This is a genomic window from Luteibacter sp. 621 (assembly GCF_050435445.1).
Classification (GTDB): domain Bacteria; phylum Pseudomonadota; class Gammaproteobacteria; order Xanthomonadales; family Rhodanobacteraceae; genus Luteibacter.
The window spans coordinates 54,405-80,128 of sequence record NZ_JBNDKI010000025.1; the positions used below are offsets into that span (position 1 = coordinate 54,405).

Genomic DNA, 25,724 nt, shown 5'->3' on the forward strand with positions numbered 1-25,724 from the left:
ACGAGTGCCAGCAACATGACTTGCGGCGTGTGGAGCCGCGTATTAAATCGGGTGAGGCCGCCGCCGTCAAGCCCCCTCGTCGGGCGGCACGTAACCGGCGGGCTGCACGACGTCGCCGCCGAAGAAATATTTCTCCATCTCGCCAGACAGGAAGGCCCGAGTCTTCGGGTCGAGTGGTGATAGCCGCATCTCGTTGATCAGCATGGTCTGGTGCGACAGCCACTGTGCCCAGGCCTCCTTCGATACGTTGTCGTAGATGCGCTTACCAAGGTCGCCGGGCCATGGGGCGAAATCGAGGCCTTCGGCCTCGCGGCCAAGTTTTACGCATTGGACCATGCGGGTCATGGGGTGATCTCCGGAAGATTATCGAGCAGCGTGCGCACGGGTGCGGGTAAACCGAGGTTCGCCAGGTCACCCGGGGCGCACCAGCGCCGGTCGGCACTGTCGCTTATGCGGCGCAGCGGGGCCGCATGGTCGAACAGGATGGGGGAAACGTCCAGTCGGTAATGGCTGAATACGTGGGTGAAGGCGGGTAGGGCATCGGCGGGGCCCACTCGGGCGAGTGCCGCCGCCGCGTTCGGTGCGCTGTCGGCGTCCTGCGCCTCTGGCAGGCTCCACAAGCCGGACCAAACGCCAGCAGGGCCGCGCCGTTCCAGCAGCACGCGGCCGCGCGCATCGCGCAGCAAGAGCATCGCGATGGACCGCGTGGGAATTTTCTTTCCGGGTTTTGCCGTGGGCAGCACCGCGGTCAGCCCGTCGCGGTGCGCCACGCACGTCGCGGCCTGCGGGCAGAGCAGGCAAGCGGGCTTGCTCCGTACGCACACCGTGGCGCCAAGATCCATGATCGCCTGTGTGTAATCCGCGGTGCGATGCTCCGGCGTGTGCGCATCGGCGTGCTGCCACAGGCGCTTCTCGATCGCACTTTCACCGGGAAAACCGTTGATGCCGTGGTAACGGGTGAGTACCCGCTTCACATTCCCATCCAGGATGGGGAAGCGCAGCCCGTAAGCCTGCGCGAGGATAGCGCCAGCCGTGGAACGGCCGATGCCTGGCAGTGCCATCAGCGCATCCAGGTCGCGCGGCAGTTCACCGCCGTGTTCCGCCATGCAGCGCTTGGCGGCAAGGTGCAGGAAGCGCGCGCGCCGGTAATAACCCAGGCCGGACCACAGCGCCAACACCGTGTCCTCGTCAGCTTCGGCCAGGTCGCGCAGGGTAGGCAGGCGATCGACGAAACGCTGGAAGTACCCGATCACGGTGATGACCTGCGTCTGCTGCAGCATGATCTCCGACAGCCAGACCCGGTACGCATCGCGCGGATGTTGCCAGGGCAGATCCTTGCGTCCGTGGTGGTCAAACCAGCGGAGCAGTTCTTCGGCGAAACGGTTCACTTTGTGCCACTCGCCGCCGCGCTGCTGGATGTGGATACCGGAACGTTGGGCGTAGCGCGTATCCGCAAACCCTTCACCTGCACGCCACCGGCGTCCAGTGCCTGCATATCCACGCTGCCCAATGCGGGCGGCAGGGCGGGTGCACCGCCCGCCTGCACGCCCGTCCACCAGTCAGCCAGCGCGAGCGGTGGCACGCGCAGGTCGGCATGCCCGGTATCGCCATCAAGCTTCAGCGCGACGTACAGCGGGTCTTCCTGGTTGGCGGGCGTGACGTTCAGCTGCATGGCGTACGGCGCCACCTTGTCGAGCGCGAGCTTGCCGGCGAGCGACGCGCCGACATCCGCACCCCCACGCCAGATGGCCGAGCCTTTCAGGTTGGTCTCGAAATGTTCCGGCGATGCCATGTCCAGCGTGAGGTCATCCAGTGTGAGCACCCCATCGCGAAGCGTGGGCAACGTGGCGAGAATGAGTTGGTAAGGATGGCCGTCGTCGGTCGCCGCGGCGACCGAGAGGCTGAAGCGGCGACCACTGGCAAGACGACCGGCATCTGCCTCCACGTCAGACAGAACCAGGCGGTTCCCGCGCAGCAACGTGCCCCGGGTGATGCGAAAACCGGCATCGATCGTCGGCAATGTGGCACCCGCCGCGCTGGGACGCTTCGGCAGCGTATCCAGGTACGCCGATACCGCGTCCAGATCGATCCGCGCGCCTTCCACTTCCAGGCGCGAAATGCTGGTGTCGCGGCCCATCAGGGTTCGCCACGGCAGTACCAGTTTCCCACGTGATGCAACGACGAGCGGCGTGCCGCCATCGGGGCGGCGCAACGTAACGCCATCGAGTTCGAGCGCCGGCTTGGGCCAAAGCGTGGGTGTTGCGGGGCTTGCCAGCGTGAGCGAAAGGCCTGCGGCCCTGGCACGCGCTTGCAATAGCGAGGTGAACCGGTCTGGCTGGAGCACAACGTAAGTGGCGATGATCGCCGCAATCACCAGTGCGGCGAGAAAGCCCCCGGTTGCAAGGAGGAAGGTGCGCAGGCGGTATCTCATCGTGCCGGCGGGACGGGCCGTCAGCCGCCGAGTGAGGCAGGCAGCAGGCCGTCCACGAACGCCTCGGCCTCGAACACCCGCAGGTCGGTCGCCGTTTCGCCCAGGCCCACGTAGCGAATCGGCAGGCCAAACTCGCGTGCCAGCGCGAACATGACGCCGCCTTTGGCCGTGCCATCCAGCTTCGTGACAACCAGCCCTGTCACGCCAGCGGTATCGCGGAACTGGCGCAGCTGGCTGATCGCGTTTTGTCCGGTGGTGCCATCGATCACCATGAGCACCTCATGGGGCGCGCCGGCGTCCAGCTTCTTCATGACGCGGCCGATCTTGCCCAGTTCATCCATCAGGCCACCCTGCGTGTGCAGGCGGCCGGCCGTATCGGCGATGAGCACTTTGGTGCCACGCGACCGTGCGGCCTGCAGGGCATCGAAGATGACGCTGGCCGCATCGGCATCCTGGCCCTGCGAGACGACCGGTACGTTGTTCCGGTCGCCCCAGGTTTTCAGTTGCTCCACCGCGGCAGCGCGGAAGGTGTCGCCCGCCGCCAGCATCACTCCGCGACCTTCGTCGCTGAACCGGCGGGCGAGCTTGCCGATCGTGGTGGTCTTGCCAACCCCGTTGATGCCGACGGTAAGGATGACGAAGGGCGCGTGGGTGCTGACATCCAGCGGTTTCTCCACGGGTTTCAGCAGCGTAACGAGCTGCTCGCGCAGGGCCTTCAGCAGGGCGTTGGCATCGGCGAATTCGCGCTTGTGCATGCGCTTGCGCAGGTCTTCGACGAGCCGGGTGCTGGCTTCCACGCCCACATCAGCCGTGATCAGCGCCGTTTCAAGCTCATCGAGCAGGTCATCGTCCAGGCGCGGGTTGCGCACGAACAGGGACGACAGGCTCTTCGCGAAACCGCTGCCGGACAGCCGCTCGCGCCAGCTGCGCTTTGCAGGCTGCGCGGCTTGGGCTTGGGCTTCGGCGGCGATGGCGGCCTCTTCGGCCTCGGGCTCCAGCTCGGGCGCCGCGGGCTCCGGCGCCACGGTTTCGGCAAGGGCTTCCGCCGTGGCAGGGCCGCTATCGAAAGCGAGGGGAGCGGGGGCCTGTTCCACGCGCTCGTCCGGGGGCGGCGCCTCGGGCGTCGCTGCGGGTTCGGCGGGCTTCTTCTTCCAGAACTTGAGCATTGCGCAGGGGATTCAAAGACAATAGGCGAATGCTAGCACTCTCGCCCCCTCTGGCCGCTGAGCGATGATCGCCAACGGCCGTATCCGCATCATTGGCGGCTCCCTGCGCAATTCGCGGCTGGAGGTCCCCGACCTGCCGGGCCTGCGCCCGACCACCGATCGTGTCCGTGAAACGGTGTTCAACTGGCTGCAGCCCATCATTGGCGGGGCGCGTTGCCTGGATCTGTTCGCGGGCACCGGCGCCCTGGGCATCGAAGCCCTGTCCCGGGGCGCATCGACGGTGACCTTCCTCGAAAGGAACGCCCAGTTGGCAGCGGCCCTGAAGGCCAACCTGGCCAGGCTCAAGGTCCAGGCCGCTGTGGTCGGTGACGACGCCGTGCGCTGGTTGAAGGCGGGCGGCAAGCCCGTGGATGTGGTGTTCATGGACCCGCCGTTTGCTGACGACCTGTGGGAAGGGGCGGCGGCGGCCCTGGAAAACCACGGCTGGCTGGCCCCGGCGGCCTGGATCTACGTGGAGGCGCCCAGGGGAGCCGATGTGGGGGTTCCGGCCACATGGCAGTTACACCGCCAGGGCTTCGCCGGCGAGGTGGCCTACACCCTCTATCGCCGCACCCCGGATGTTCCGCTAAGCTAGCCCGCGTTTTCCCCCGACCCGTCCATCCATGACTCATCCGCCGGTCAATCCGCGCCTCGCCGTTTACCCGGGCACGTTCGATCCGATCACGAACGGCCACGCCGACCTTGTGTCGCGTGCCGCCCCGTTGTTCGACCGTATCGTGGTCGCGGTGGCTGAGAGCCGTAACAAGGGCCCTGGCTTCAGCCTGGGCGAGCGCATTGCGCTGGCCCGCCTGGCCCTGGCCGACCTGCCCAACGTGGAGGTGCGGGGCTTCGATTGCCTGCTTGCCGATTTCGTCACCGAAATCGGTGCGGGCGTTATCCTTCGTGGCCTCCGCGCCGTGTCGGATTTTGAGTACGAGTTCCAGCTGGCCAGCATGAACCGCCATCTCATCCCTGGGGTTGAGACGCTGTTCCTGACCCCGGCAGAGCAGTACAGCTTTATCTCCTCGTCGCTCGTGCGTGAAATCGGTCGCCTGGGTGGCGATATTTCCGGCTTCGTGCATCCGGCGGTGCAGCAGGCCATGCGCCAGCGCTGGCGCAACTCTTGAAAACAAAGGTGATCATCATGCGTAAGTTCGTCCTCGCCGCGTCCGTGGCCCTGACCGCCGCCCTGGCCCTGTCCGCCTGCAACAAGTCGGAAGACACCGACCAGGCCGCCACGCAGCAGGAAGCCGCTGTCGCCAAGCCGTCCAATCCGACCGATACCAAGGCCTGGAGCCAGTACTTCGGCCAGATCGTGCGCAAGAACATGCAGGGCATGACTGCCGACCGCCCGTTCCCGTACTTCGTGCCCGCCGGCGATGACCAGGCTGGGCAGGATGGCCGCGCACGCCAGCTCGACAACGTGCAGGGCACCGTTGCCCGCGGCGTCACCCCGGGCAACATGCTCGTGTTTGGTGGCCCGGAGTCGGCCAAGACGGCCGACCTGATCGTCGACGCGTTCAAGAGCGCCAATCCGGGCTCGTTCAAGAACGTGATCATCCTGTTCATCGGCGACCAGGCCGACCAGCAGCGCGTCGCCGACGCGCTGGCCCCGACCGGCGCGACCTTCCGCTTCGTGGCGATGTAATACCCACCAGCGCCAGCTGGTACAGGAAAAGGGCGCCCCAGGGCGCCCTTTTTCGTTCCGGCGGGCGGCGGCGAAACACGCTAAAATGTACGAATGTCCCTCCTGATCCTCGACACCTGCGTCAACTGTGACGTCTGCGAACCGGTGTGCCCGAACAAGGCCATTTCGCTGGGCGAGCTTTACTACGTGATCGATCCAGACCTGTGTACCGAGTGCGTAGGTCATTTCGATAATCCGCAGTGCGTGGAGGTGTGCCCGGTGGAATGCATTCCGCACGATCCGGACCGTGTCGAGAGCCACGACCAGCTCATGCTCAAGTACGAACACCTGATGGCGAAGGCGGCCTCGTAAGACCTCGGCGCCGCGATGGGTTAATCTCGCTGATCGAGATATTCCCCGTGAAGTGAGGCCCCCATGGTCCATGCCCCATCGTGGCGCGTGCTCGCCGCGAGCCTGTTCCTTGTCGCCGGCTCTGGCATTGCCGTCGCCGACCAGCGCCCGCAGCCAGTGTCCACCGCCCCTGCCACCCGTGGCCCCGGCCATGCGGCCATCGCCAGCGCGAACTACCTTGCCACCAACGCTGGCCTGGAAGTGCTGGCCAAGGGAGGCAATGCCTTCGATGCCGCCATTGCCGTGTCCTCCACGCTTGCCGTGGTGGAGCAGCAGAGCTCGGGCCTCGGTGGCGGTTTCATGGCCATGCTGCACGTGGCAAAAAATAACCGCGACATCTTCATCGATGCCCGCGAGACCGCCCCAAAAGCGGTGGATATGAAGGTTTACGTCGGCAAGGATGGCAAGCCGAATCGCGACGTATCCACGCATGGACCGCTCTCCGCCGGCATTCCAGGCGAGCCCGCGGGCCTCGCCTGGATCGCGGCGCACTACGGCAAGCTGCCGCTGTCGCAATCGCTGGCACCGGCCATTCGCGTGGCCACCGATGGCTACCAGCCCGATGCCCGCTTTATTGGCACGATCGCGGAGAACCAGGATGTGTTATCGCGCTACCCATCGTCGGCGGCCATCTTCCTGCCCGGCGGCAACGCACCGGCCCAGGGCTGGACGCTGAAGCAACCGGACCTGGCCAACACCCTCAAGCGCCTGGCCGAGAAGGGTGCGGATGGCTTCTACAAGGGCGAGACCGCGAAGCGGCTGGTGGATTCGTCGCGCAAGGCTGGCGGCAACTGGACCCAGGCTGACCTCGACGCGTACAAGGTGAAAGAGCGTGAGCCGCTGCGTATCGACTACAAGGGCTACCGCATTGTCACCGCACCGCCGCCGTCGTCCGGTGGCGTGGCGATCGCCGAGGTCCTGAATATCCTGGCCGGCTTCGATCTCACCAAGGTCGACCTGGCGCACTCCACCCACCTCACCATCGAGGCCATGCGCCGCGCATTCCGCGACCACAATGAATACCTGGGCGACCCGGATTTCGTGAAGATGCCGCTGGACATGCTGCTGTCGCGCTACTACGCCGATGGTTTGCGCGCGACGATCTCGCCCGACAAGGCAACGCCGTCGGACCTGCTTCCCACGGCCATGGCCTCCGAGCCAGGCATGCACACCACGCACTTTTCGGTGATCGATGCGGACGGCAACATGGTGGCGTCCACGCTTACCGTGAACCTGGAGTTCGGCTCGGGTTTCATTGCCGATGGTACGGGCGTGTTCCTCAACGACGAGATGGACGATTTCGCGTTGGTGCCGGGTCAGCCAAACGCCTTTGGCCTGCGCGGCGCGGAGGCGAACAAGCCTGAGCCGGGCAAGCGCATGTTGTCGTCCATGTCCCCCAGCTTCGTCTTCGGCGCGGATCGCACGGCGGTCATCGGTTCGCCGGGCGGCTCCACCATCATCACCCAGGTACTCGAGGGCATTCTTGCCTTCATCGATGGCAAGGGTGCCAGCGAGATCACCGCCCAGAAGCGCTACCACCACCAGTACCTGCCGGATCGCGTCGACGTGGAAGACGGCGTTTTCGATGCCGCTACGGCGAAGGCGCTCACCGACATGGGCCACGTGCTTCGCCCACGTTCGCCGTGGGGCTTCATGAATGTGGTGACCTGGGACCATCGCACCAACAAGCTCGAGGCAGCCAGCGATCCGCGCCGTCCCTCGGGCCTTGGCAAGGTGCAGTAAGGTAGGCCCCATGGAACTCTGGTCGCTTATAGGTAACTCGCAAAAGCTCGACGGCGGGGCCATGTTTGGCAACGCCCCGCGTGCCATGTGGTCGCGCTGGGTCGCCCCGGATGAGCAGAACCGTATACCGCTTGCATGCCGCTGCCTGCTCGCTCGCGGGCTGGATGGCCGCAACGTGCTGTTTGAAACCGGCATCGGCGCTTTTTTCGATCCCGCCATGCGTGATCGCTACGGTGTGGTCGAGGATCGTCATGTCCTGCTCGATTCGCTCGCCGGTCTTGGGCTCGGCCACGAGGAGATCGATGCCGTCGTGCTCTCGCACCTGCATTTCGACCATGCCGGTGGTTTGCTGGCGCCGTGGGAAGAAGGGCAGCCGGCGCGACTGCTGTTTCCCAACGCGCGCTTCCTGGTGGGGCGGGAACACTTTGAACGCGCGCTGCGTCCGCATCCGCGCGACCGGGCATCGTTCATACCGGAGCTTGTGCAGTTGCTGGAGCAGAGCGGCCGCCTCGAGCTGGTAGAGGCTGGCAAACCGTCATCGCTTGGCGATGCCGTTCGCTTTGAATTTTCCGACGGCCATACGCCTGGCCTCATGCTCGCCGAAGTGGGTGGCGTGGCGTTCTGCGCTGATCTCATTCCCGGCCGTGCCTGGGTGCATTTACCGGTCACCATGGGTTACGACCGCTGGCCTGAGAAGCTGATCGACGAAAAGAAAGCCTTCCTCGACGATAAACTGGCACGGGGGGTGCGGCTGTTCTTCACGCACGACCACGATTGCGCCATGGCGTCGGTCGCGGTCGACGAGAAAGGCCGGTATCACGCAGCCGATACCCTTCCGGTGCTGACCGGCTGGCACGGCTAACGCGCGGGCAGGCGCGTATTTACAGGGGGCTTGATGAGGTCGACGAAGACAACGAATGCGATAGGCCTGGCGTGGGGCGCGCGTACCGCAGGTGCCGTGCTCATGCTTTGTGCGCTGGGGCTTATCGCATGGAACGAGCGCCGGGTCATGGATTACTCCGCAGCGGTCAGCCGCCACGGCGCGCCCGTGCTCGATCTGGGTGGGGCAGGGCGCCCCGCCGCCGGGCAGTACGGCTCCACCACGCGCGTGAGCGGCTTGCCACAGGTGGTGGACGCGCCGCGTGACAACGAATTCAACGTACGCAGCAACACGCCCGTGCTGGTTCGCCACGTGGAAATGTTCCAGTGGCGCGAGATCACCGTCGCTGGCAGCACGCACTACGAGATGGATTGGGTTGATAGGCCGATCGACGCCACGGGGTTCGCCAAGCCGGCCGGGCACGTTAACCCTGGCGCGTTCCCGATCCAGGGGCGGCAGTTCGAAGCGGGCGAAGTGCGCCTGGGCAACTTCCGCCTTGCCACCGAGATCGTGCGAGATTTCCCAGGCCGGGTCGACGTGCCCGTGGATGAGAAATCGTTGCCAGCAAACCTTTCAGCGACGTTTACGGCCCATGACGGCGCGCTGGTAACCAGCAGCAAGCCCGATCGCCCCCGCCTGGGTGACCTGCGCGTGAGCTGGGAGGCCATACCGCTGCAGGACATGACCGTGCTGGCGCGCATCGATGGCGATACCCTGGTGCCCGGTACGCCGGCTCAACCTGGCGATGCTGGCTTTGATGTTCAGGTAGGCGAGCGCAGTCTGCTCGACGTGCTCCCTGCATTGCCCGAACCGCCCGCCGCCGTCTCGGTAGTGCGCGGTGGGGCATACCTCCTTGCCATCCTTGGCGCATTCCTGTTGGCGTGCGGTGGCCGCTTTCGTCGCGATGCCCTGTTCGCCGTAGGCGTGGGTGTCGTGGTCGTATCCGCGGTGGCCGGGGCCATGTGGCTTGCTGGCGATGCGATGACCGCCAGCGTATGGTTACTTTTCGCCGTGCTCGGTGCAGGGCTCGCCATCTGGCGCGTCCAGCAGCGCACTGCGCGCGCCGCCCACTGACAGGAGCTTACATGCGCATCACCGGTCTCTATGCCGCGTTGCTTGCCCTGTTGATGCTTGGGTTGGCGGCGCGCGTCATGTTGTTGCGGCGAAACACCAGTATTGGCCTGGGGGATGGCGGGAACCGTACGCTGGCCTGCGCCGTCCGCGCGCATGGCAATGCCATCGAGTACGTGCCCATCGGGCTCATTCTGCTGCTCGTGCTCGAACTCAACCAGACGCTGCCGCTGCTCCTGCACGTGTTCGGCATCGTGTTGCTGGTGGGGCGCGTGGCCCACGCGCTTGGCCTATCGAGCACACCCGGTATGTCCGCCGGGCGTGCGATCGGCGCAGCGCTAACCCTACTGGTGCTGCTCGCGATGGCGTTGATGCTGATCTGGCAGTACGTGGTGATCCACGTCATCGCGCCGTCGCTGGTCTGACGAAGAACACAGCCAGGCCCGGGTGATGCTGTAGGAGCGCGCTTGCGCGCTCCTGCATATCCTTCATTCGGAGGCGCTGCCGTCGGCGAACGCGTAGACGTGGTCGGCCCAGCTCGTGGCTTCGACGTACAGTGCGGCCATCTGGTGCACATGCTGGTCGCGCAGGGCCGCATCGCTTTCCAGTTCGCCTTCTTCCCAATGGCGGACCTGGTCAAGGATGGACGCGAACGGCCCGGTGCCATCGAGCAGGGCTTCGCGGATCTCGATGGCCAGCGGCAGATGTTCGAGAACGTATGCCATGGAAACGTTCATCAGGGCATCGAGCAAGGAGAACAGCCCGGCCGTGAAGGCCATCTCCTGCAGCTCGGGCTTGATGACGCGTGCCAGCTTTTCGGACATGTGCGCGCGGATCAGCGCCTGCCGGAGCAGTTCCGGCGGGCGTTCATCCATGCCGGACACGGCCATGGTGAAGATCCAGTTGCGCATGCGGTTCACGCCAAAGAACACCGCCGCCTGTTCTACCGACTTCAACTGACGGGGCAGGGCGAAGTAAGCGGAGTTAACGCAGCCCAACAGCTTGTAGCTGAGGATGGCGTCATCGCGCACGATCTTGCCCAGCTCGACAGGGCCGTTTTCGGGATCCTGCAGCGCGCCCATGAGGCGAAGTACACCCAGCTTGCTGGGCGTCAGGCGTGGCATGTCCACGCGCTCGGGGCGCAGGAGGTACTTGCCCTGGAAGCCATCCACGTCCTGGTCGGCGTAATCAGCGAAGCTTTCGTGCGTATCGATGCCGGTCACGATGACCTTGACACCAAACGCGTGGACGTAATCCATGTGGGCGCGCGCGGCGACCGGGTGGCGATGGTTCACCGCCACCTTGGCGAACTGCACGATGCGCAGGAGTGCATCCACGCCAGCACGGTGGGCCGGATCGGCCGGCAGGTTGAAATCTTCCAGCATGAGCAGGCAGCCGTGGCTCTTCAGCTCACGCAGCTTCTCCAGCAGCTGGTCATCGCCGCCGAGGTCGGCGCTGATGCTCGCGCCAAGGCGTGCATTGTGGCGGAGGATATCGGCGTGCTCGAGCAGCAGATCACGCGACATGTGCAGGAATGCCCTGTTGTCGCGTACGAGCCGCTTAAGGCTGCCATCGGCAATGGCGCTCAGCGTGGCCTGGGTGTGCGCGGTGGCCGCGGTATCGACATCGACGCCGGCTGGCCGGGGGAACAGCAGCTCATAGGCGAACAGAGCCTGCTTACGGTCAAGCACCGGTACGCGAACGATCGGGAGAATGCCGTCGTCGTTCACCGCTGCCGCCTGGGGGTTCACTGCCATTGCTTTTCTTCTTAAGCCAAACGGTGGGCGGGAGGGGTGCTTCGTGGCGGGTCAGACCTGCGCGAGTATCCCGGAGCGCAGGCTCACCTGGGTCGTGCCCCGTGGCCCGTAGGTGGATGCGACGCCGCCGGTCGAATCGCCCGAAATCAATGCGAGCGCCTGGCGTACATGGCCGATGCGCTGGCTGACGATGCGGCCATTGGTTTCGTTGATGGACCGGCATTCGCCGATGCGTGCGAAGGTCGGTGCCCAGCGGGCGTCGTTTGCGCTATCGATACCGCTGGCATTGCTGAGCTGGCGGCGCTCGGTGTCGAGGCGATCGATGCGGTCGAGCAGGTGGCCCTTGCTCCGCGTGGCGTTCTGCAACGCATCGCTGTTGGCCTGGTCGAGCGCCATGCGCTCGTCGATCAGGCAGGCGTGCAGCGCGTCGACCTCACGGGCGAGGTCGCCCATCACGGCGCTCAGCGCGGTGTCGAAGTCACGGCTGCCGGCAGTCATGCCTTGCCACCCATCTGCGATTCCAGGGCCACGAACTTGCTGGCAATGGCCTGGGCGTCAGGCTTGTAGGTGCCATCAGCGATTTTCGAGCGGATTTCATCGACGCGCTTGGTATCGATGCCATCGGAGCGGCTGGCGGCATCCAGCGCCTTGGCCGAATCGGTGATGCTCACGCTGTCATCCGTCGGGCGCACGGCAGCGGCGCCCTCGGCCTTGGCGGTACCGCCGGCGGGACTCTGCGTGCGCAGCTGCACGGGCGGCTGCTGGGCCTGGATGCCTGGTTTGATCGTGGTCGTCATGGGTATATCCCTCGGAACATGTGTCCTTCGAACCCTTTATCGGCCCTCGGGGCACAAACTTTAACTGGCGCTATCCGGCAAAATGTGACCGGATTCCTAGTTCGTTCATGGCAGTACGGCGACAGACCCCGGCCCGCTGACGACCGCGTCCAGGATCTTCCCTGAAGACGCATTGCGGACCTTGACCCTGGCCCCGGCATCGCCGGCGCCCATCGCTACGCCATCGGCGTGGATCACCACGCCATCCACACTGGCCTCCATGCTGACCGCGTCGCCCACGCGAACGGCCTGGCGGCCCGCGAGCATACCCGGTGTCAGCACCGTGCCGGCGTTCAGCGGCCGCGCCAGGGCGCGCCCGCTGACCTGGTCCAGGCTGGCCACGTAACCATAGGCCAGGCTGGCGACATCCCGTTCCTCGGCGCGGACATCGCCCGCACCCAGGCCGTCACCGCGTGCCAGGGGGCGCGTGGTGACCAGGACATCCATAAGCATGCGTACTTTCACTGGCACGCGCGCTGTCCAGCCGCCCGGAGCCGGACAGTGGACGACGACGCTAACCCGCGAGCTGATCGGGCGGTTACCCGGCACCGAGACATCCAGTGGCGCCGCACAATCGGCCAGGCGCAGCCGGCTATCGAGCGGGTCAGCCTCCGCCACCATGCGCGCGCCGGGCAGGGTGCGGTTCTGCTTCAGCCACGCCACCGCCGAATCCCGCAGCACGTCCAGCGACTGGCTCGCTGCCGCGGCGAGCGGGCAGGCGGCCAGGCATGCCACGAGAGCCGTGGTGGCGAAACGATAGATCACGCAGCGTGCACCGCATAGGCCACGGATAGCCCCTGGGTCACGTTATCGAGTTCCTTGAGCAGGCCGGCCACCATGTGGCTGGCGTCGGCGTGGCGACCTTCGCCCAGGGTAATGGCATACGACGAGGCCAGCGCGCTGAAACGCTCCGCGGCGGCATGCGTGGCATCGGCCGACCCATCGGCGCGGCGAACGCGCAGCTGATCGATGCAGCGCATGAGCGGGGTCGTGTCGAGCCAGCGGCGATCCAGGCCCGCCGGATCGCGTGCCGCGAGCTCTACGGCGAAGCGCAGGCCCTGGCTGGCTTCGCGAATCATCTGGCTGAGTGTGGCGGCATCCAGCGCGCCCTCGGTCTCCAGCTTGGCCAGGCCAAGGCGGTGTGCGAGGACGGTGGCCCGGGCGGCCGCATCGGCCTGGCGGCGAACCTCGTTCGCCACCCGCCCGAGCGATGACTGGCCAGCCTGCACCGTGGCGACACGGCCCTGCAGCGCGCCAAGGCCCTGGCGCGCGGCGTCCAGGTTGCCACGGGCACCTCGTACGGCGTCGTCGATACGGCCCATGGCCGCCTGCATGCCCGCCACGCCGGCCTGGGTGGTATCCAGGCGGCGCAGGCTGCTCTGGACGGCATCGTCGAGGTGGTGGGAGAACTCACCCACGGCGTGCGTGACCTGGTCGATCTCGGCAGTGGCCTGGGTGGTCTTCTCGGCAAGCTGCTTCACCTCGTCGGCCACCACGGCAAAACCGCGGCCCGCCTCACCCGCGCGGGCGGCTTCGATCGCCGCGTTCAGGGCGACCAGGTTGGTCTGGTGGGCGATATCCTGCACGGCTGCAGTGAGCTTGCGGATCGCGGTGAAATAGTCGGAGAACTGCGCATGGTTCCGGCTCATGCCGGCCAGGGCGCTGCGGAGCAGCCGAAGCTGGCCATCGAGATCGCCGGCGGTGGCCACGCCCTGCGTGCCGACCTCGCCCATGGAGGCGACGCCCGCATGCGCATGATCGACCGCCGTCGAAATTCCGCCGCTGGCCTCCGTCAAACGGCTGGCGGCATCGCGCCCGGCGTCGACCGTCGTACCAAGTTCCTGGAGCGTGGCGCCAAGCGCGTGGGCGCTGGTCAACGCCATGCCCTGCTGCTCGATGGCCTGGATGGTCGTCGCGGCGGCGGTGCGCGGCTCGGCCTTGGGCGGCGTGAGCAAGGCGCCCAGCGCGCTGGCGGCCGCCGGGTATTGCGCCGAAAGGGCCCGGACGCGCGCGGCGTCGCCGCTGGCGGCCGCTTGGGCGAGGAGGCGAACGTGCTGGCTCCAGAGCAGGGTCATGTCGTACTTGCGCTCATCAATAAGGGTCGCCCACTACATCGGTAGGGAGCGGTGGTACTTGAGCCAAGCAATCCGCGTGCCATTTGCTGAGGTAAAGAACTGCGGCGTGCCGCCGATACCCCAGCGACGCCTTCTATATGCAGTTGCCCCCATGGCCCGTGCGCTCCTCGATACCGTGGAAACCTTTACCCGCCTGGCGGGCCATAACCGCGTGGCCATGCTGCTGTTCCGGCTGGGCGACAAGCAGGCCTTCGGCATCAACGTGTTCAAGGTGCGCGAGGTGCTGCGGCGCCCACGGCTGGAGCGGATGCCCAGCATGCACGAGCTGGTCTCGGGGAGCTTTGATTACCGGGGGCAGACCATCCCGGTCATCGACCTGGCCGCCGCGATGGGCTACCCACCGCTCGCCACAGTGGATAGCGCGCACCTCATCGTTACGGAATTCAGCCGCTCGGTTCAGGGCTTTCTGGTGTCCGACGTGGACCGCATCGTGCACGTGGATGGCGCGAACATGGCGGCTCCGCCGCCGGCGCTCGGCTACGGCTCGCGCGTGAACGCGGTGACCCGGCTGGATGGCGACTTGCTCGCCGTGGTTGATGTGGAGCAGGTCCTGGCGGCGGTCAATCCACAGCAGGTGGAGATCTCCGACAAGGTCCAGCAGGCTGCCCATGTCCAGCAGGGCCGCCACCGCCGTGTGCTGGTGGTGGATGATTCCCTGGTGGCACGCACCCAGCTGGCCGATCTGTTCCGCAAGCTCGACCTGGAATGCCTGCTGGCTAAGGACGGCGCCGAAGGCCTGGACATGCTGCGCAGCCTCGCCATGGGGCCGGAGGCCGAGCGGGTGAACCTGGTCGTGTCCGATATCGAAATGCCCTCGATGGATGGCTACGCGCTAACCCGTGCCATTCGTGAAGACGCCCAGCTGCGCGGGCTTCGGGTGCTGCTGCACAGTTCGTTGAGCGGCGTGTTTAACGAGGCGATGGTGGCCCGCGTGGGCGCCGATCGTTTTATCGCCAAGTTCCAGCCAGAAGTGCTGGCCACGGCGGTGCTGGAGCTGCTCCCGGCCTGATCGCCGGGTGACGGGATAGCGTCAGGGCGCCGCCATCAGGTGGCGACGGAAAACTGGCACCCGAGCCTCAATAGGCTGGCTGGGTCATCCAAAAACGGCGCTACGGCGCCGTTTCGCGTTATGGAGCAGGGCGTGGCACGCGTCTTGCTGATCCCCATGGGCCAAGACCCAGAGGGGGCCACGCCCATGATCGACAAACCGGATCCGCTGCTCGGCATGCACCCACAGGCGCTTGGCCTGTGGCAGCGCCGTGCGGAAATCATCTCGTCGAACCTTGCCAATGCGGATACGCCCGGCTTCCTCGCCCGTGACGTCGATTTCCGCAAGGCCCTCACGGCCGCCAGCGGCACTGAGGACGGTAGCCAGCTGGCCATGGCAGCCACCGAATCGGGGCATATCGGTGGCAACCCCGCCTATGCCGCGGCCGATGCCGACACGCTGAAGTACCGCGCCGCCACGCAGCCATCCATGGATGGCAACACCGTGGATACGCAGGTCGAGCAGGCCCAGTTCGCCGGCAACGCCATTCATTACCAGGCGTCGCTGAGCTTCATCACCGCGCAGATCCACATGATGCGCACCGCCATCACCGGAGGCAGCTCATGAGCCTGCTCAAGATTTTTGACGTGGCTGGCTCCGGCATGGCCGCGCAGTCGGCCCGTCTCAACACCACCGCCAGCAACATGGCCAACGCCGATAGCGTGGCCAGCAGCGAAGCCGGCGCGTACCGGGCCAAGCAGCCCATGTTTTCCTCGGTGCAGGCCATGGTCAACGGCCAGATGGAGAACCAGGGCGTCAAGGCCATGGGCATCACCGAGAGCCAGGCGCCGGTACAGGCCCGCTACGAGCCTTCCAACCCCATGGCTGATGCCGACGGCAACGTGTGGCAGAGCAACGTCAACCCGGTCGACGAGCTGGTCAACATGATCTCCGCGTCGCGCTCCTACCAGAACAACGTCGAAGTCATGAACAGCGCAAGGCAGCTCATGCAGAAGACGCTCGACCTCGGCAAATAAGGGCCCGAACCCATGACCACCGTTAGCGGCACCAGCTCCAGCAGTTCCTCGTCCACGTCCAGCTCATCGCAGCTGCAGCAGCAGACGCTGGACCAGTCCGATTTCCTGAAGCTCATGGTCACCCAGATGACCAACCAGGACCCGACCAAGCCCATGGACGCCAATGACATGGTGGCCCAGATGGCGCAGTTCTCGCAGGTGGCCGCCACCCAGGAGCTGCAATCCTCGTTCGATACGCTGTCGTCCAACCTCACGGGCGACCAGTTCGTTCGTGCAGCGTCGCTGGTCGGCAACGATGTGCTTATCCCGTCGAGCGCTGGCCAGCTCACTGATTCGACGATGTCCGGCGCAGTCAATGTTCCGACCTCGGGCACGTATGTGAGCGTCCAGATCAAGGACAGCGCTGGCAACGTGGTTCGCACTATTCCGATGGGCCAGCCCGATGCCGGCCTGCAGCAGTTCACCTGGGACGGCAAGTCCGACGACGGCACGCAGCTCGCCGATGGCGTCTACCAGATCTCCGCAACCTCCGGCACGACCGCTGCCGACACTTTCATCAAGGGCAAGGTGGAAGGCGTTGGCGCCTCCGGCACCGACGGTACGTACGTGCAGGTGGCCGGTTACGGCGGCGCCCTGCTCAGCCAGATCGCCCAAATCCTGTAATCCCACCGAGGACCCACCTCCATGCCTTTCGATATCGCACTAAGCGGCATCAACGCCGCCTCCACGGACCTGGAAGTCACCGCCAATAACATCGCCAACACCAGCACCGTGGGCTTCAAGGGCTCGCGTGCGGAGTTCTCGCAGGTGTACTCGGTGGCTGGCCAGAACCTTTCGGCCACGGCCAGTGGCAACGGCGTACGCGTCACCAACATTGCCCAGCAGTTCAGCAACGGCAACATGACGCAGACCGGCAATTCGTACGACATGGCCATCAGCGGCACCGGCTTCTTCACCCTGCGTGATGGCTCGGGCTATTCGTACACGCGTGCGGGCAACTTCCACCCGGACGACAACAACTACATCGTGAACGCCACCGGCCAGCACCTGCAGGTGTACCCGCCCACCGCATCGGGCGGCTTCGACCAGAGCGCCCTGCAGGATCTGCAGCTCACGTCGGGCACCTCCGCCGCCAAGGCGAGTGCCAATATCGGCATCTCGGCCAACCTGTCGGCCAGCGCGGCTGCACCGGCCAACGCGACGTTCGATCCCACCGACGACACGTCGTACAACTCGATGTCGACGTTCCAGGCCTACGATTCGCTGGGCGCCGCGCACACCGTGAACGTGTACTACGCGAAGGACGCCACCGGGTCCAACCAGTGGAACGCTTACATGACCGTGGATGGCACCCAGGTGGGCGGCGCCCAGGCCATGACGTTCAACAGCGGCGGCTCCATGCTCACGCCGACGAACGGCAAGCTCAATTTTGGCGCGGTCTCGCCCAACCCGGGCGCGAACCCGATGAACCTGACGCTCGACATGAGCAAGGTCACCCAGTTCGGCGACGCCTCCTCGACGACCGCGACCACCAACGACGGCTACGCCGCCGGCAAGTTCTCGGCGATCGACGTGGCGTCCGATGGCACGGTTTCGGCGAAGTACACCAATGGCGTCTCCGTGCCGCTGGGCCAGGTCGCGCTCGCCACGTTCGCCAACCCGCAGGGCCTGCGCCAGTTGAACGACACGAACTGGGCGGCCTCGGCGGATTCGGGCCAGCCGGTCCGCGGTTCGGCGGGCTCGGGCGACATGGGCGATATCGAATCGGGCCAGCTCGAGGCCTCCAACACGGCCGATCTCACGGCCCAGCTGGTGAACATGATCAAGGCGCAGCGCAACTACCAGGCCAACGCCCAGGTCATCTCGACCGATAACACGCTCACCCAGACGATCATCAACATCCGCAACTAAGCCCTGATGGCAGGCTCGGCGTAGTCGCCGCGCCTGCCATGGGCCGTCGCAGGGAAACCCGCCATGGACCGTTCCGTATATGTAGCGATGACCGGCGCCACGCAGACTATGCGGGCGCAGGCCGAAGTCGCGCACAACCTGGCCAATGCCAACACCACCGGCTTCAAGGCCGAGCTGTCGGCATTCCAGAGTTTGCCGGTCCAGGGCGATGGCCTGCAGACGCGTATCAACGGCGTGGCCCAGGGCATTGGCTTCGATACCACCCAGGGCAACCAGATGGCCACGGGCAACGACCTGGACATTGCCGTGCAGGGCAATGGCTGGATCGCCGTGCAGACGCCGAATGGAGATGAGGCCTACACCCGCGCCGGCAACCTGCGTATCGATGCCGACGGTCTTTTGACGGATATGCGTGGCAATACCGTCATGGGTGGTGGTGGCCCCATCACCATCCCGCAGGCTTCCAGCGTGAAGATCGGCAGCGATGGCACGATTTCCGTGGTCCCGCTGGGCCAGTCGCCGAATACGCTTACAACCACCGATCGCATCAAGCTGGTGAACCCGGGCGACGACCAGTTGCAGGCGGGCGCCGATGGCCTCATGCACACCCGCGACGGCAATCCGGCGGAAGCCGACGCCAACGTCCGCGTGGTCTCTGGCGAGCTGGAATCCAGCAACGTCAACCCTTCCGAAGTGCTCGTGAAGATGATTTCGCTCTCTCGCGAATACGAAATGCAGGTCCGTTCGATAAAAGCTGCGGACGAAAACGAGCAGTCGGCATCGAAATTGCTACAGGTGGGGTAACCACCGCCGCGCGACGCAAAACCGTCGCGGCATAGCAGGCGCCAAGCGCGCAGGAGTCAAAGATGTTCACGTCCCTCTGGATCGCCAAGACCGGCCTCGATGCGCAGCAGACGCGCATGGATGTGGTCTCGAACAACCTGGCCAACACGAACACCACGGGCTTCAAGCGCGCCCGTGCCGAGTTCGAGGACCTGGCTTACCAGAACCGTGGTCAGGCCGGCGGCCAGACGACCGAGCAGACGACCTCACCGACCGGCTTCATGATCGGCACCGGTGTACGCGTGGTCGGCACCCAGAAGATGTTCGAGCAGGGCGGTTCGCAGCAGACCGATAACCCGCTGGATGTCCGCATCGACGGCCGCGGCTTCCTGCAGGTCACCATGCCCGATGGCACGGTCGGCTACACGCGCGATGGTTCGCTCAAGCGCGATCAGGATGGCCAGCTCGTCACTAACGATGGCTACCCGATCGAACCGGCCATCAACATTCCCGCCAACGCCACGGCCGTGACCATTGGTAACGATGGCACCGTGAGCGTCACCACCCAGGGCACGTCCACCTCGCAGACGGTGGGCCAGATCCAGCTCGCCGACTTTGTTAACCCCGCGGGCCTGGAGCCTCGCGGCGACAACCTGTACCTGGAGACCACCGCCAGCGGCACGCCGCAGACGGGCACCGCCGGGCTGAACGGCCTTGGCAACATCCAGCAGAACGCCCTCGAATCGTCGAACGTCAACGTTGTCGAGGAAATGGTGAACATGATCGAAACCCAGCGCGCCTACGAGATGAACTCGAAGGCGGTGTCGGCGGCCGATCAGATGCTCCAGTTCATCACCCAGAAGACCTGATGACCAACGCCATGACTCGTCCGCTCGCTCGCCTCATGCTCGCTGCGCTGCCGCTCGCCGCCCTCGCTGGGTGCGCCATCGTGCCGCCCACGCCGAAGCCGATGTACACCGCCACGCTGCCGGAAGAGCCGGCACGCACGGCCATGCCCAGCGGCTCCATCTACGCCGACCAGCAGTCGATGGAGCTGTTCGCCGACCCGCGCGCCCACCGCATGGGCGATATCCTGACCATCACCCTGGTGGAAAGCACGCAGGCCAGCAAGAAAGCGGCGACCAGCACCAGCAAGAAGAATGGCAACAACATCACTGCGCCTTCGCTGCTGGGCCACGGCCTGAAGGTCGGCGGCAAGGTGGCCGACAGCAGCCTCGCCTCGAGTAACTCGTTCGATGGCGATGGCGCATCCAGCCAGAGCAACACGCTCAATGGCGAGATCACCGTGACCGTCAGCAAGCGCCTGAGCAATGGTGCGCTGGTTGTGCAGGGCGAGAAGTGGCTCACCATCAACCAGGGTGAGGAACTCGTTCGTATTTCCGGCATCGTGCGTCCGCAGGATATCGGCAACGATAACGTCGTGCTCTCCAGCCGCGTGGCCGATGCCAAGATCGAATACGTCGGCAAGGGCACGCTGGCCGATTCGAACACGCGTGGCTGGTTGTCGCGCTTCTTTGATTCGAAGTGGATGCCGTTCTGATGAAGACCGCATTCGCCCGTCTCCGCGTCATCGGCCGCACTGCCGCTGCCGTGCTTGCGCTGTTTGCGATCCTGCCGGCCCATGCCGACAAGATCCGCGATCTTGCGCAGGTGGGTGGCGTGCGTAGCAACCAGCTTGTCGGCTACGGCCTTGTCGTTGGCCTGGATGGCAGCGGTGACCAGACCAGCCAGGCCCCGTTCACCACGCAGAGCCTGGAAAACATGCTTCAGCAGTTTGGTGTGAACGTGCCTGCCAACGTACGTCCGCAGCTGAAGAACGCAGCCGCTGTGACCATCACCGCTGAAATCCCGCCGTTCGCCAAGCCGGGCCAGAAGATCGACGTGACCGTCGCCTCCATCGGTAATGCCAAGAGCATCCGTGGCGGCGAGCTGCTGATGTCGCCGCTGAAAGGTGCCGATGGCCAGGTCTATGCCATCGCCCAGGGCAGCGTGATCGTCGGCGGCGTCAGTGCCCAGGGGAAAAGCGGCTCGAGCGTGCAGGTGAACATCTCTGCCAGCGGGCGTATCCCCGGTGGTGGCAGCATTGAGCGCAGCGTGCCGTCGGGGTTTGATAAGGGCGGCGACATCATGCTGAACCTCAACACTGCTGACTTTATGACGGCAAACCGCGTGGCCCAGGCTGTGAACAGCAGCTTCGGCGCCGGTACCGCCAACGCCATCGATTCGGCGTCCATCGCGGTGCGCGCGCCGCTGGATCCGTCGCAGCGCGTGTCCTGGCTGGCCACCATCCAGGCGCTGGATGTCACCCCGGGTGACGCCCCGGCCCGCGTTATCGTGAATTCGCGTACGGGCACCGTCGTGATCGGCTCCGATGTAAAGGTCGGCACTGCCGCGGTGGCACACGGCTCCATCCAGGTCACGATCAGCGAGCAGCCGCAGGTGAGCCAGCCGGGCGCGTTCAGCCGCGGCCAGACCGCTGTGGTCCCGAGCAGCCAGGTCGCGGTCAGCGAGAACGGCGGCCACATGTTCAAGTTCGGCCCGGGCACCAGCCTGGATTCCATCGTCCGTGCGGTGAACCAGGTCGGTGCCTCGCCGAGCGATCTCATTTCCATCCTGCAGGCACTGAAGGAATCCGGTGCGCTGCGTGCGGAACTGGTGGTGATCTGACATGGCTACCGCGGTCGACAACCAGCGTCTTGGCACTTACTCGGACATGTCCGCGTTTGCCGGCCTGCGTTCGGCCGCGCAGCAGGATTCGAAGGCGGCACTGCCCACGGTCGCCAAGCAGTTCGAATCGATCTTTACCCAGATGATGCTGAAATCCATGCGTGATGCCAGCGCTGCCATGGGCGGTGACGACATCATGGGTTCCAGCGAAGCCAATTCGTACCGCGACATGCTGGACCACCAGCTCTCGGTCACCCTCTCGCAGGGCAAGGGCATCGGTATCGCCGACATGCTGGTCCGCCAATTGGGCGGCGCATCCGCCTCGGGTGCCGACCGCGACAACGGCCTGTTCGATGGTGTAACGGGCTCGGCCTCGACCGCCGACGCGGTCTCGTCGCCTTCGGACCAGAACAGCGGCCTGATGAACTCGCTCGAGCGCATGCTCTCCAGCGCCGGCCGTACGGTCGGGCAGGGTGCTTCAGCGGTCGCCAATGCCGTGGGCTCCATTGATAGCCCGCAGGACTTCGTCGAGAAATTCGCACCGCACGCCATCGAGGCCGCGAAGAAGCTCGGCGTCTCTGTGCGCGCGCTGCTGGCTCAGGCCGCGCTCGAGACCGGCTGGGGCAAGCACATGCCGGCGCAGGGCAGCACCGCCAGCAACAACATGTTCGGCATCAAGGCTGGCAGCAGCTGGGATGGCAAGCGCGTCAACGTACCGACACTCGAATACGAAAACGGCGTAGCCGTGCGCAAGAAGGACAGCTTCCGCGCCTACGACTCGCCGAGTGATTCGTTCAAGGATTACGCCGACATGGTCGCCAGCAGCCCGCGTTACGCGAAAGCTGTCGGCCGCGGCGACGATATCGCGGGCTTCGCCCATGCGCTCACCCAGGGCGGTTACGCCACGGACCCGAGCTACGCGCAGAAGCTTACCGATATCGCCAATGGCCCGGTGATGAAGCAGGCGCTCGCAGCGCTTAAGCACATCGCTGCGGATCTTTAACCACGGGCCTGGTGAAGAGAACAAAAGGAACTAACGATGGCTGACTTACTTTCCACCGGTGTCTCGGGCCTGCTTGCTTCGCAAGTGGGTCTGTCGACCGTTGGCAACAACATCAGTAACGTGAACACGGTTGGCTATAGCCGGCAGACCACCACGTTTAATGCGCGTGCGCCGCAATACCAGGGCGGCTACTACGTTGGCCAGGGTGCCGATGCGGTGAGCGTGCAGCGCGCCTACAGCGCGTTCCTCACGCAGCAGGTGTGGTCGGCCAGCTCCAGCCAGAGCCGTGCCTCGCAATACGCGAGCCTGACGGCATCGGTTAACAATGTGGTCAGCGGGTCCACCAACCTGCAGACCTCGCTCGATAGCTTCTTTGGTGCGATCAGTGACGTGGCCAACGCGCCTGTCGACACGGCCAGCCGCCAGGCCCTGATCGGTCAGATGAATTCGCTGGTCGCCACGTTCAAGTCGCTCTCCTCGCAGTTCCAGTCGCTGGACTCCCAGACCAACCAGCAGATCAGCAGTTCGGTCGATAACATCAATACGCTGGCGACCAATATCGCCAACCTGAACGGGCAGATCCAGAAGGCCTACGCGAGCGGCGCGGAACCGAGCGAACTGCTCGACCAGCGCGACCAGGCCGTGGCCGACCTGTCGCAGATCGTGGGTGTCAATGTCACCCAGACCAGCGACCACATGTACACGGTGAGCGTGGGCAATGGCCTGCCGCTGGTGAACGGCACGAGCGCGACCAAGCTGGCGACGGCCGCGAACCAGTACGACTCGTCGCGGCTGGAGGTGGTTGACCCGCAGGGTACGGTCATCTCCAACCAGCTGGGTTCCGGATCGCTGGGCGCCACCTTCGATTTCCGCACCAATGTGCTGGACCCGGCGCGTAACCAGCTGGGCCGGTCGGCCATCGCGCTGACCACGGCGATCAACAAGCAAAGTGCCCAGGGTATCGACCTCAATGGCGATGCCGGCGGCAACATGTTCAACATCGGCGATCCTGCCGTGCTGAACAGCACCAAGAACACGGGCACGGCCACTGTGTCGGCTACGGTGAGCGACGTTTCCAAGCTCAGCAGCTCGGACTACGTCATGCGGTTCGATGGTGTGAACTGGAAAGCCACCACCACTGATGGCACCACCGTGCCGATGACGGGCACCGGCACCGCGACCGATCCGTTTGTCGTCGGCGGCATGCAGGTTACGGTGACGGCCGGTGCGGCGGCGGGCGATAGTTTCCAGATTCAGCCCACTCGCAACGCGGCGTCCACCATCAGCGTGGCCATCAGCGACACGAACAAGATTGCGGCCTCCGGCCCCCTGACGGCCAGCAAGGCGTCGACGAATACCGGTAGTGGCGTGTTGGGTGGCCTCACAATCACCGATACGACGAACGCCAATTTCAGCAAGCCGGTCAATATCGTTTTCACCTCGGCCAACACCTATAGCGTCGATGGCGGCCCAGACCAGAACTACACCGATGGCGACACGATCACCGGTAATGGTTGGTCGCTCAAACTCACGGGTAAGCCTGCAACCAACGACACGTTCTCGGTCAAGCCGGCTGGCAGCTCCAGCGGCGACAACGGCAATGCGCTTGCCCTGGCTAACGTGGCTAACGTTGGCGTGCTCGATAACGGCGCGACCACGGTAGGCAAGTCGTACAGCCAGCTTATTGCGCAGGTCGGTACAGCCGGCCAACAGGCCAACACCGCGCTTAGCGCCCAGCAAAGCATCCTGGATCAGGCGACGGCATCGCAGCAGAGCCTGTCCGGCGTCAACCTTGATGAAGAAGCCGCCAACCTGCTCAAGTTCCAGCAGGCGTACTCCGCGTCCGCCCAGGTGATTACCACGGCGAACACCATCTTCCAGTCCCTCCTCTCGGCCGTGCAGGGCTAACCATGCGTATCTCGACCAGCTGGCAGCAGCAACAGTCCGTCAACCAGATGCTTAACCGGCAGTACGAGCTGTCGCAGACGCAGCTCGCACTGGGCAACGGCAAGGCCATTCAGAACCCGTCGGATAACCCTGCCGCCGCCGCGCGGGTTGTCGACGTCAGCTCGGCCAGCGCGCAGAACGACCAGTACACGCGCAACATCAACATGGCCACCACGCGCCTGTCGGTGGAAGAGCAGTCGCTGTCGAATGCATCCGATATCCTCGATCGCATCCGCACGCTGGCGTTGGAAGGCAATAACGGTACGCAGACCGACGAGTCACGTAAATCGATCGCGACGGAATTGCGCCAGACCCTGCAGCAGCTGGTGTCGCTTGCGAACACCAAAGACGGGCAGGGTGAGTACATCTTTGCCGGTAACAGCACATCCTCGCAGCCATTTACGCAATCTGGCCTGGGTGTCACGTACTCCGGTGACCAGGGCCAGCGCATGGTCGCGGCCGGTGCGGGGCTGCAGGTTGCCACGGGTGACAGTGGTGATGATGTCTTCATGTCGATCAAGGGTGGTAACGGTACGTTCCAGACCGCGGCGGGCAGCACGAACACGGGTACGGCGGTCGTGGGTTCGACCTCGGTAACGGATTCGTCCGCATGGACCGGAGGTAGCTACACCATCACGTTCACCGATGCGTCGACGTACGAAGTTCACGATGCAGCAGACCCGACCGGGCCGGCGATCAGCACGGGTACCTATACGGGTGATTCGGGTGTCATCAATTTCAACGGCGCGCAGCTCAACGTGACCGGCACGCCCGCGGCAGGCGACACGTTCTCGGTGTCACCGTCATCCTCGCAGGATGTCTTCTCGACCGTCGCCAATCTGATCACTGCGTTTGAGACGCCGGGCGGCGGGGCTGCATTGAACAACACCGTCAATGCACAGCTGCAGAACCTTGACCAGGCTGCGGGTAGCCTGCTGAACACGCGCACGCAGATCGGTGCGCGCATGAACACGCTCGATTCGCAAACGGATATGGGGGCCGACATGAAGCTGCAGTACGCAGACACGTTGTCGGGCCTGCAGGACCTGGACTACGCCAGCGCGGCGAGCAAGTTCTCGCAGCAGCAATCGGCACTCGATGCCGCGCAGCAGGCCTACGTAAAGATGCAGAACCTTTCGCTGTTCAACTACCTCAAGTAATTCGACGACCGTTGTAGGAGCGGGGGGGGGGGCGGGGGGGGGGCCGCCCCCCCCCCCCCCCCCCCCCCCGCCCCCACACCCTCCCCCCCCCGAAACGCCCCCCCAGGAGCC

Annotated in this window: 29 protein-coding genes; 20 read left to right on the forward strand and 9 right to left on the reverse strand. The window is 65.1% G+C overall.

The window, feature by feature from the left end; translation table 11 throughout:
- Positions 1 to 66: 66 nt before the first annotated feature.
- Genes ABIE56_RS20425 through ftsY form a run of 4 tightly spaced genes read right to left on the reverse strand, consistent with a single transcriptional unit; the run spans position 67 to position 3,597 of the window.
- Complete coding sequence (locus ABIE56_RS20425) at positions 67 to 345, reverse strand: oxidative damage protection protein (protein ID WP_429245639.1); 279 nt, start codon at positions 343 to 345, stop codon at positions 67 to 69.
- Positions 342 to 1,388 (reverse strand): A/G-specific adenine glycosylase, encoded by a 1,047-nt coding sequence (gene mutY / locus ABIE56_RS20430; protein ID WP_429245640.1) that lies wholly within the window; start codon positions 1,386 to 1,388, stop codon positions 342 to 344. The genes ABIE56_RS20425 and mutY overlap by 4 nt, the downstream gene beginning before the upstream one ends.
- Positions 1,385 to 2,431, reverse strand: coding sequence for a membrane assembly protein AsmA (locus ABIE56_RS20435; protein ID WP_429245641.1), 1,047 nt, complete (start codon positions 2,429 to 2,431; stop codon positions 1,385 to 1,387). Before ABIE56_RS20435 ends, mutY begins: the two co-directional genes overlap by 4 nt.
- A 20-nt stretch (positions 2,432 to 2,451) precedes the next feature.
- Positions 2,452 to 3,597 (reverse strand): signal recognition particle-docking protein FtsY, encoded by a 1,146-nt coding sequence (gene ftsY / locus ABIE56_RS20440; protein ID WP_429245642.1) that lies wholly within the window; start codon positions 3,595 to 3,597, stop codon positions 2,452 to 2,454.
- 64 nt (positions 3,598 to 3,661) lie between these two features.
- Here ftsY and rsmD point away from each other — a divergent pair, with 64 nt between their 5' ends.
- From rsmD to ABIE56_RS20480, 8 genes are all read left to right on the forward strand, one after another.
- Complete coding sequence (rsmD, locus tag ABIE56_RS20445; RefSeq protein ID WP_429245643.1) at positions 3,662 to 4,231, forward strand: 16S rRNA (guanine(966)-N(2))-methyltransferase RsmD; 570 nt, start codon at positions 3,662 to 3,664, stop codon at positions 4,229 to 4,231.
- A 28-nt stretch (positions 4,232 to 4,259) separates the two neighbouring features.
- Positions 4,260 to 4,763, forward strand: a complete 504-nt coding sequence (gene coaD / locus ABIE56_RS20450) for a pantetheine-phosphate adenylyltransferase (RefSeq protein ID WP_247428911.1) — start codon at positions 4,260 to 4,262, stop codon at positions 4,761 to 4,763.
- A gap of 17 nt (positions 4,764 to 4,780) precedes the next feature.
- Complete coding sequence (locus ABIE56_RS20455; RefSeq protein ID WP_429245644.1) at positions 4,781 to 5,284, forward strand: hypothetical protein; 504 nt, start codon at positions 4,781 to 4,783, stop codon at positions 5,282 to 5,284.
- 93 nt (positions 5,285 to 5,377) lie between these two features.
- Positions 5,378 to 5,635 carry a YfhL family 4Fe-4S dicluster ferredoxin gene (locus tag ABIE56_RS20460; protein ID WP_429245645.1) on the forward strand — a complete coding sequence of 86 codons (258 nt, stop codon included), beginning with the start codon at positions 5,378 to 5,380 and terminating at the stop codon, positions 5,633 to 5,635.
- A gap of 63 nt (positions 5,636 to 5,698) precedes the next feature.
- Positions 5,699 to 7,417: a gamma-glutamyltransferase gene (gene ggt, locus ABIE56_RS20465; protein ID WP_429245646.1), complete on the forward strand. Its 1,719-nt coding sequence runs from the start codon at positions 5,699 to 5,701 to the stop codon at positions 7,415 to 7,417.
- A 10-nt stretch (positions 7,418 to 7,427) separates the two neighbouring features.
- Positions 7,428 to 8,279 carry an MBL fold metallo-hydrolase gene (locus tag ABIE56_RS20470; RefSeq protein ID WP_429245647.1) on the forward strand — a complete coding sequence of 284 codons (852 nt, stop codon included), beginning with the start codon at positions 7,428 to 7,430 and terminating at the stop codon, positions 8,277 to 8,279.
- A 33-nt stretch (positions 8,280 to 8,312) separates the two neighbouring features.
- Positions 8,313 to 9,371: a TMEM43 family protein gene (locus ABIE56_RS20475; RefSeq protein WP_429245648.1), complete on the forward strand. Its 1,059-nt coding sequence runs from the start codon at positions 8,313 to 8,315 to the stop codon at positions 9,369 to 9,371.
- Between the two features lie 11 nt (positions 9,372 to 9,382).
- Positions 9,383 to 9,793, forward strand: coding sequence for an MAPEG family protein (locus ABIE56_RS20480; RefSeq protein WP_429245649.1), 411 nt, complete (start codon positions 9,383 to 9,385; stop codon positions 9,791 to 9,793).
- Between the two features lie 63 nt (positions 9,794 to 9,856).
- Here the strand turns inward: ABIE56_RS20480 and ABIE56_RS20485 are convergent, their stop codons facing one another.
- From ABIE56_RS20485 to ABIE56_RS20505, 5 genes are all read right to left on the reverse strand, one after another.
- Positions 9,857 to 11,125, reverse strand: coding sequence for an EAL and HDOD domain-containing protein (locus ABIE56_RS20485; RefSeq protein WP_429245650.1), 1,269 nt, complete (start codon positions 11,123 to 11,125; stop codon positions 9,857 to 9,859).
- A gap of 51 nt (positions 11,126 to 11,176) precedes the next feature.
- On the reverse strand, positions 11,177 to 11,623 hold the full coding sequence (locus ABIE56_RS20490; protein WP_429245651.1) for a flagella synthesis protein FlgN: 447 nt from the start codon (positions 11,621 to 11,623) through the stop codon (positions 11,177 to 11,179).
- Positions 11,620 to 11,922: a flagellar biosynthesis anti-sigma factor FlgM gene (flgM, locus tag ABIE56_RS20495; protein WP_429245652.1), complete on the reverse strand. Its 303-nt coding sequence runs from the start codon at positions 11,920 to 11,922 to the stop codon at positions 11,620 to 11,622. The genes ABIE56_RS20490 and flgM overlap by 4 nt, the downstream gene beginning before the upstream one ends.
- Positions 11,923 to 12,027: 105 nt before the next feature.
- Entirely contained in the window at positions 12,028 to 12,726 is a 699-nt protein-coding gene (gene flgA, locus ABIE56_RS20500) for a flagellar basal body P-ring formation chaperone FlgA (RefSeq protein WP_429245653.1), read from the reverse strand.
- A complete protein-coding gene (locus tag ABIE56_RS20505; protein ID WP_429245654.1) occupies positions 12,723 to 14,036 on the reverse strand; it encodes a methyl-accepting chemotaxis protein in 1,314 nt (437 codons plus the stop codon). The genes flgA and ABIE56_RS20505 overlap by 4 nt, the downstream gene beginning before the upstream one ends.
- A gap of 151 nt (positions 14,037 to 14,187) precedes the next feature.
- On the opposite strand from ABIE56_RS20505, the gene ABIE56_RS20510 reads away from it, so the two are divergent.
- The 12 genes from ABIE56_RS20510 (at position 14,188) to flgL (ending at position 25,613) form a co-directional block, all read left to right on the forward strand.
- Complete coding sequence (locus ABIE56_RS20510) at positions 14,188 to 15,105, forward strand: chemotaxis protein (RefSeq protein ID WP_429245655.1); 918 nt, start codon at positions 14,188 to 14,190, stop codon at positions 15,103 to 15,105.
- A 186-nt stretch (positions 15,106 to 15,291) separates the two neighbouring features.
- Positions 15,292 to 15,711 carry a flagellar basal body rod protein FlgB gene (gene flgB, locus ABIE56_RS20515; protein WP_429245656.1) on the forward strand — a complete coding sequence of 140 codons (420 nt, stop codon included), beginning with the start codon at positions 15,292 to 15,294 and terminating at the stop codon, positions 15,709 to 15,711.
- Entirely contained in the window at positions 15,708 to 16,121 is a 414-nt protein-coding gene (gene flgC, locus ABIE56_RS20520) for a flagellar basal body rod protein FlgC (protein ID WP_429245657.1), read from the forward strand. Before flgB ends, flgC begins: the two co-directional genes overlap by 4 nt.
- Positions 16,122 to 16,133: 12 nt before the next feature.
- Positions 16,134 to 16,784, forward strand: a complete 651-nt coding sequence (locus tag ABIE56_RS20525; protein WP_429245658.1) for a flagellar hook assembly protein FlgD — start codon at positions 16,134 to 16,136, stop codon at positions 16,782 to 16,784.
- A 21-nt stretch (positions 16,785 to 16,805) separates the two neighbouring features.
- The gene (flgE, locus tag ABIE56_RS20530; RefSeq protein ID WP_429245659.1) at positions 16,806 to 18,032 is read left to right on the forward strand and encodes a flagellar hook protein FlgE; all 1,227 of its coding nucleotides are present in this window, start codon (positions 16,806 to 16,808) and stop codon (positions 18,030 to 18,032) included.
- A gap of 63 nt (positions 18,033 to 18,095) precedes the next feature.
- Positions 18,096 to 18,836 (forward strand): flagellar basal-body rod protein FlgF, encoded by a 741-nt coding sequence (gene flgF, locus ABIE56_RS20535; RefSeq protein ID WP_429245660.1) that lies wholly within the window; start codon positions 18,096 to 18,098, stop codon positions 18,834 to 18,836.
- Positions 18,837 to 18,898: 62 nt separating this feature from the next.
- Entirely contained in the window at positions 18,899 to 19,684 is a 786-nt protein-coding gene (flgG, locus tag ABIE56_RS20540; RefSeq protein ID WP_429245661.1) for a flagellar basal-body rod protein FlgG, read from the forward strand.
- Complete coding sequence (gene flgH, locus ABIE56_RS20545; protein ID WP_429245662.1) at positions 19,684 to 20,376, forward strand: flagellar basal body L-ring protein FlgH; 693 nt, start codon at positions 19,684 to 19,686, stop codon at positions 20,374 to 20,376. Before flgG ends, flgH begins: the two co-directional genes overlap by 1 nt.
- Positions 20,376 to 21,503, forward strand: coding sequence for a flagellar basal body P-ring protein FlgI (locus ABIE56_RS20550; protein ID WP_429245663.1), 1,128 nt, complete (start codon positions 20,376 to 20,378; stop codon positions 21,501 to 21,503). The genes flgH and ABIE56_RS20550 overlap by 1 nt, the downstream gene beginning before the upstream one ends.
- Before the next feature lies 1 nt (position 21,504).
- On the forward strand, positions 21,505 to 22,506 hold the full coding sequence (gene flgJ, locus ABIE56_RS20555; RefSeq protein WP_429245664.1) for a flagellar assembly peptidoglycan hydrolase FlgJ: 1,002 nt from the start codon (positions 21,505 to 21,507) through the stop codon (positions 22,504 to 22,506).
- A 36-nt stretch (positions 22,507 to 22,542) separates the two neighbouring features.
- The gene (gene flgK, locus ABIE56_RS20560) at positions 22,543 to 24,414 is read left to right on the forward strand and encodes a flagellar hook-associated protein FlgK (protein ID WP_429245665.1); all 1,872 of its coding nucleotides are present in this window, start codon (positions 22,543 to 22,545) and stop codon (positions 24,412 to 24,414) included.
- Between the two features lie 2 nt (positions 24,415 to 24,416).
- The gene (flgL, locus tag ABIE56_RS20565) at positions 24,417 to 25,613 is read left to right on the forward strand and encodes a flagellar hook-associated protein FlgL (RefSeq protein ID WP_429245666.1); all 1,197 of its coding nucleotides are present in this window, start codon (positions 24,417 to 24,419) and stop codon (positions 25,611 to 25,613) included.
- The last annotated feature ends 111 nt before the right edge of the window (positions 25,614 to 25,724 follow it).

Coding starts and splice junctions, on each gene's coding strand:
- ABIE56_RS20425 (WP_429245639.1), bottom strand. CDS start 345: ATGACCCGCATGGTCCAATGCGTAAAACTTGGCCGCGAGGCCGAAGGC.
- ABIE56_RS20435 (WP_429245641.1), bottom strand. CDS start 2,431: ATGAGATACCGCCTGCGCACCTTCCTCCTTGCAACCGGGGGCTTTCTC.
- ftsY (WP_429245642.1), bottom strand. CDS start 3,597: ATGCTCAAGTTCTGGAAGAAGAAGCCCGCCGAACCCGCAGCGACGCCC.
- rsmD (WP_429245643.1), top strand. CDS start 3,662: ATGATCGCCAACGGCCGTATCCGCATCATTGGCGGCTCCCTGCGCAAT.
- coaD (WP_247428911.1), top strand. CDS start 4,260: ATGACTCATCCGCCGGTCAATCCGCGCCTCGCCGTTTACCCGGGCACG.
- ABIE56_RS20455 (WP_429245644.1), top strand. CDS start 4,781: ATGCGTAAGTTCGTCCTCGCCGCGTCCGTGGCCCTGACCGCCGCCCTG.
- ABIE56_RS20460 (WP_429245645.1), top strand. CDS start 5,378: ATGTCCCTCCTGATCCTCGACACCTGCGTCAACTGTGACGTCTGCGAA.
- ggt (WP_429245646.1), top strand. CDS start 5,699: ATGGTCCATGCCCCATCGTGGCGCGTGCTCGCCGCGAGCCTGTTCCTT.
- ABIE56_RS20470 (WP_429245647.1), top strand. CDS start 7,428: ATGGAACTCTGGTCGCTTATAGGTAACTCGCAAAAGCTCGACGGCGGG.
- ABIE56_RS20475 (WP_429245648.1), top strand. CDS start 8,313: ATGAGGTCGACGAAGACAACGAATGCGATAGGCCTGGCGTGGGGCGCG.
- ABIE56_RS20480 (WP_429245649.1), top strand. CDS start 9,383: ATGCGCATCACCGGTCTCTATGCCGCGTTGCTTGCCCTGTTGATGCTT.
- ABIE56_RS20485 (WP_429245650.1), bottom strand. CDS start 11,125: ATGGCAGTGAACCCCCAGGCGGCAGCGGTGAACGACGACGGCATTCTC.
- ABIE56_RS20490 (WP_429245651.1), bottom strand. CDS start 11,623: ATGACTGCCGGCAGCCGTGACTTCGACACCGCGCTGAGCGCCGTGATG.
- flgM (WP_429245652.1), bottom strand. CDS start 11,922: ATGACGACCACGATCAAACCAGGCATCCAGGCCCAGCAGCCGCCCGTG.
- ABIE56_RS20505 (WP_429245654.1), bottom strand. CDS start 14,036: ATGACCCTGCTCTGGAGCCAGCACGTTCGCCTCCTCGCCCAAGCGGCC.
- ABIE56_RS20510 (WP_429245655.1), top strand. CDS start 14,188: ATGGCCCGTGCGCTCCTCGATACCGTGGAAACCTTTACCCGCCTGGCG.
- flgB (WP_429245656.1), top strand. CDS start 15,292: ATGATCGACAAACCGGATCCGCTGCTCGGCATGCACCCACAGGCGCTT.
- flgC (WP_429245657.1), top strand. CDS start 15,708: ATGAGCCTGCTCAAGATTTTTGACGTGGCTGGCTCCGGCATGGCCGCG.
- ABIE56_RS20525 (WP_429245658.1), top strand. CDS start 16,134: ATGACCACCGTTAGCGGCACCAGCTCCAGCAGTTCCTCGTCCACGTCC.
- flgE (WP_429245659.1), top strand. CDS start 16,806: ATGCCTTTCGATATCGCACTAAGCGGCATCAACGCCGCCTCCACGGAC.
- flgF (WP_429245660.1), top strand. CDS start 18,096: ATGGACCGTTCCGTATATGTAGCGATGACCGGCGCCACGCAGACTATG.
- flgG (WP_429245661.1), top strand. CDS start 18,899: ATGTTCACGTCCCTCTGGATCGCCAAGACCGGCCTCGATGCGCAGCAG.
- flgH (WP_429245662.1), top strand. CDS start 19,684: ATGACCAACGCCATGACTCGTCCGCTCGCTCGCCTCATGCTCGCTGCG.
- ABIE56_RS20550 (WP_429245663.1), top strand. CDS start 20,376: ATGAAGACCGCATTCGCCCGTCTCCGCGTCATCGGCCGCACTGCCGCT.
- flgJ (WP_429245664.1), top strand. CDS start 21,505: ATGGCTACCGCGGTCGACAACCAGCGTCTTGGCACTTACTCGGACATG.
- flgK (WP_429245665.1), top strand. CDS start 22,543: ATGGCTGACTTACTTTCCACCGGTGTCTCGGGCCTGCTTGCTTCGCAA.
- flgL (WP_429245666.1), top strand. CDS start 24,417: ATGCGTATCTCGACCAGCTGGCAGCAGCAACAGTCCGTCAACCAGATG.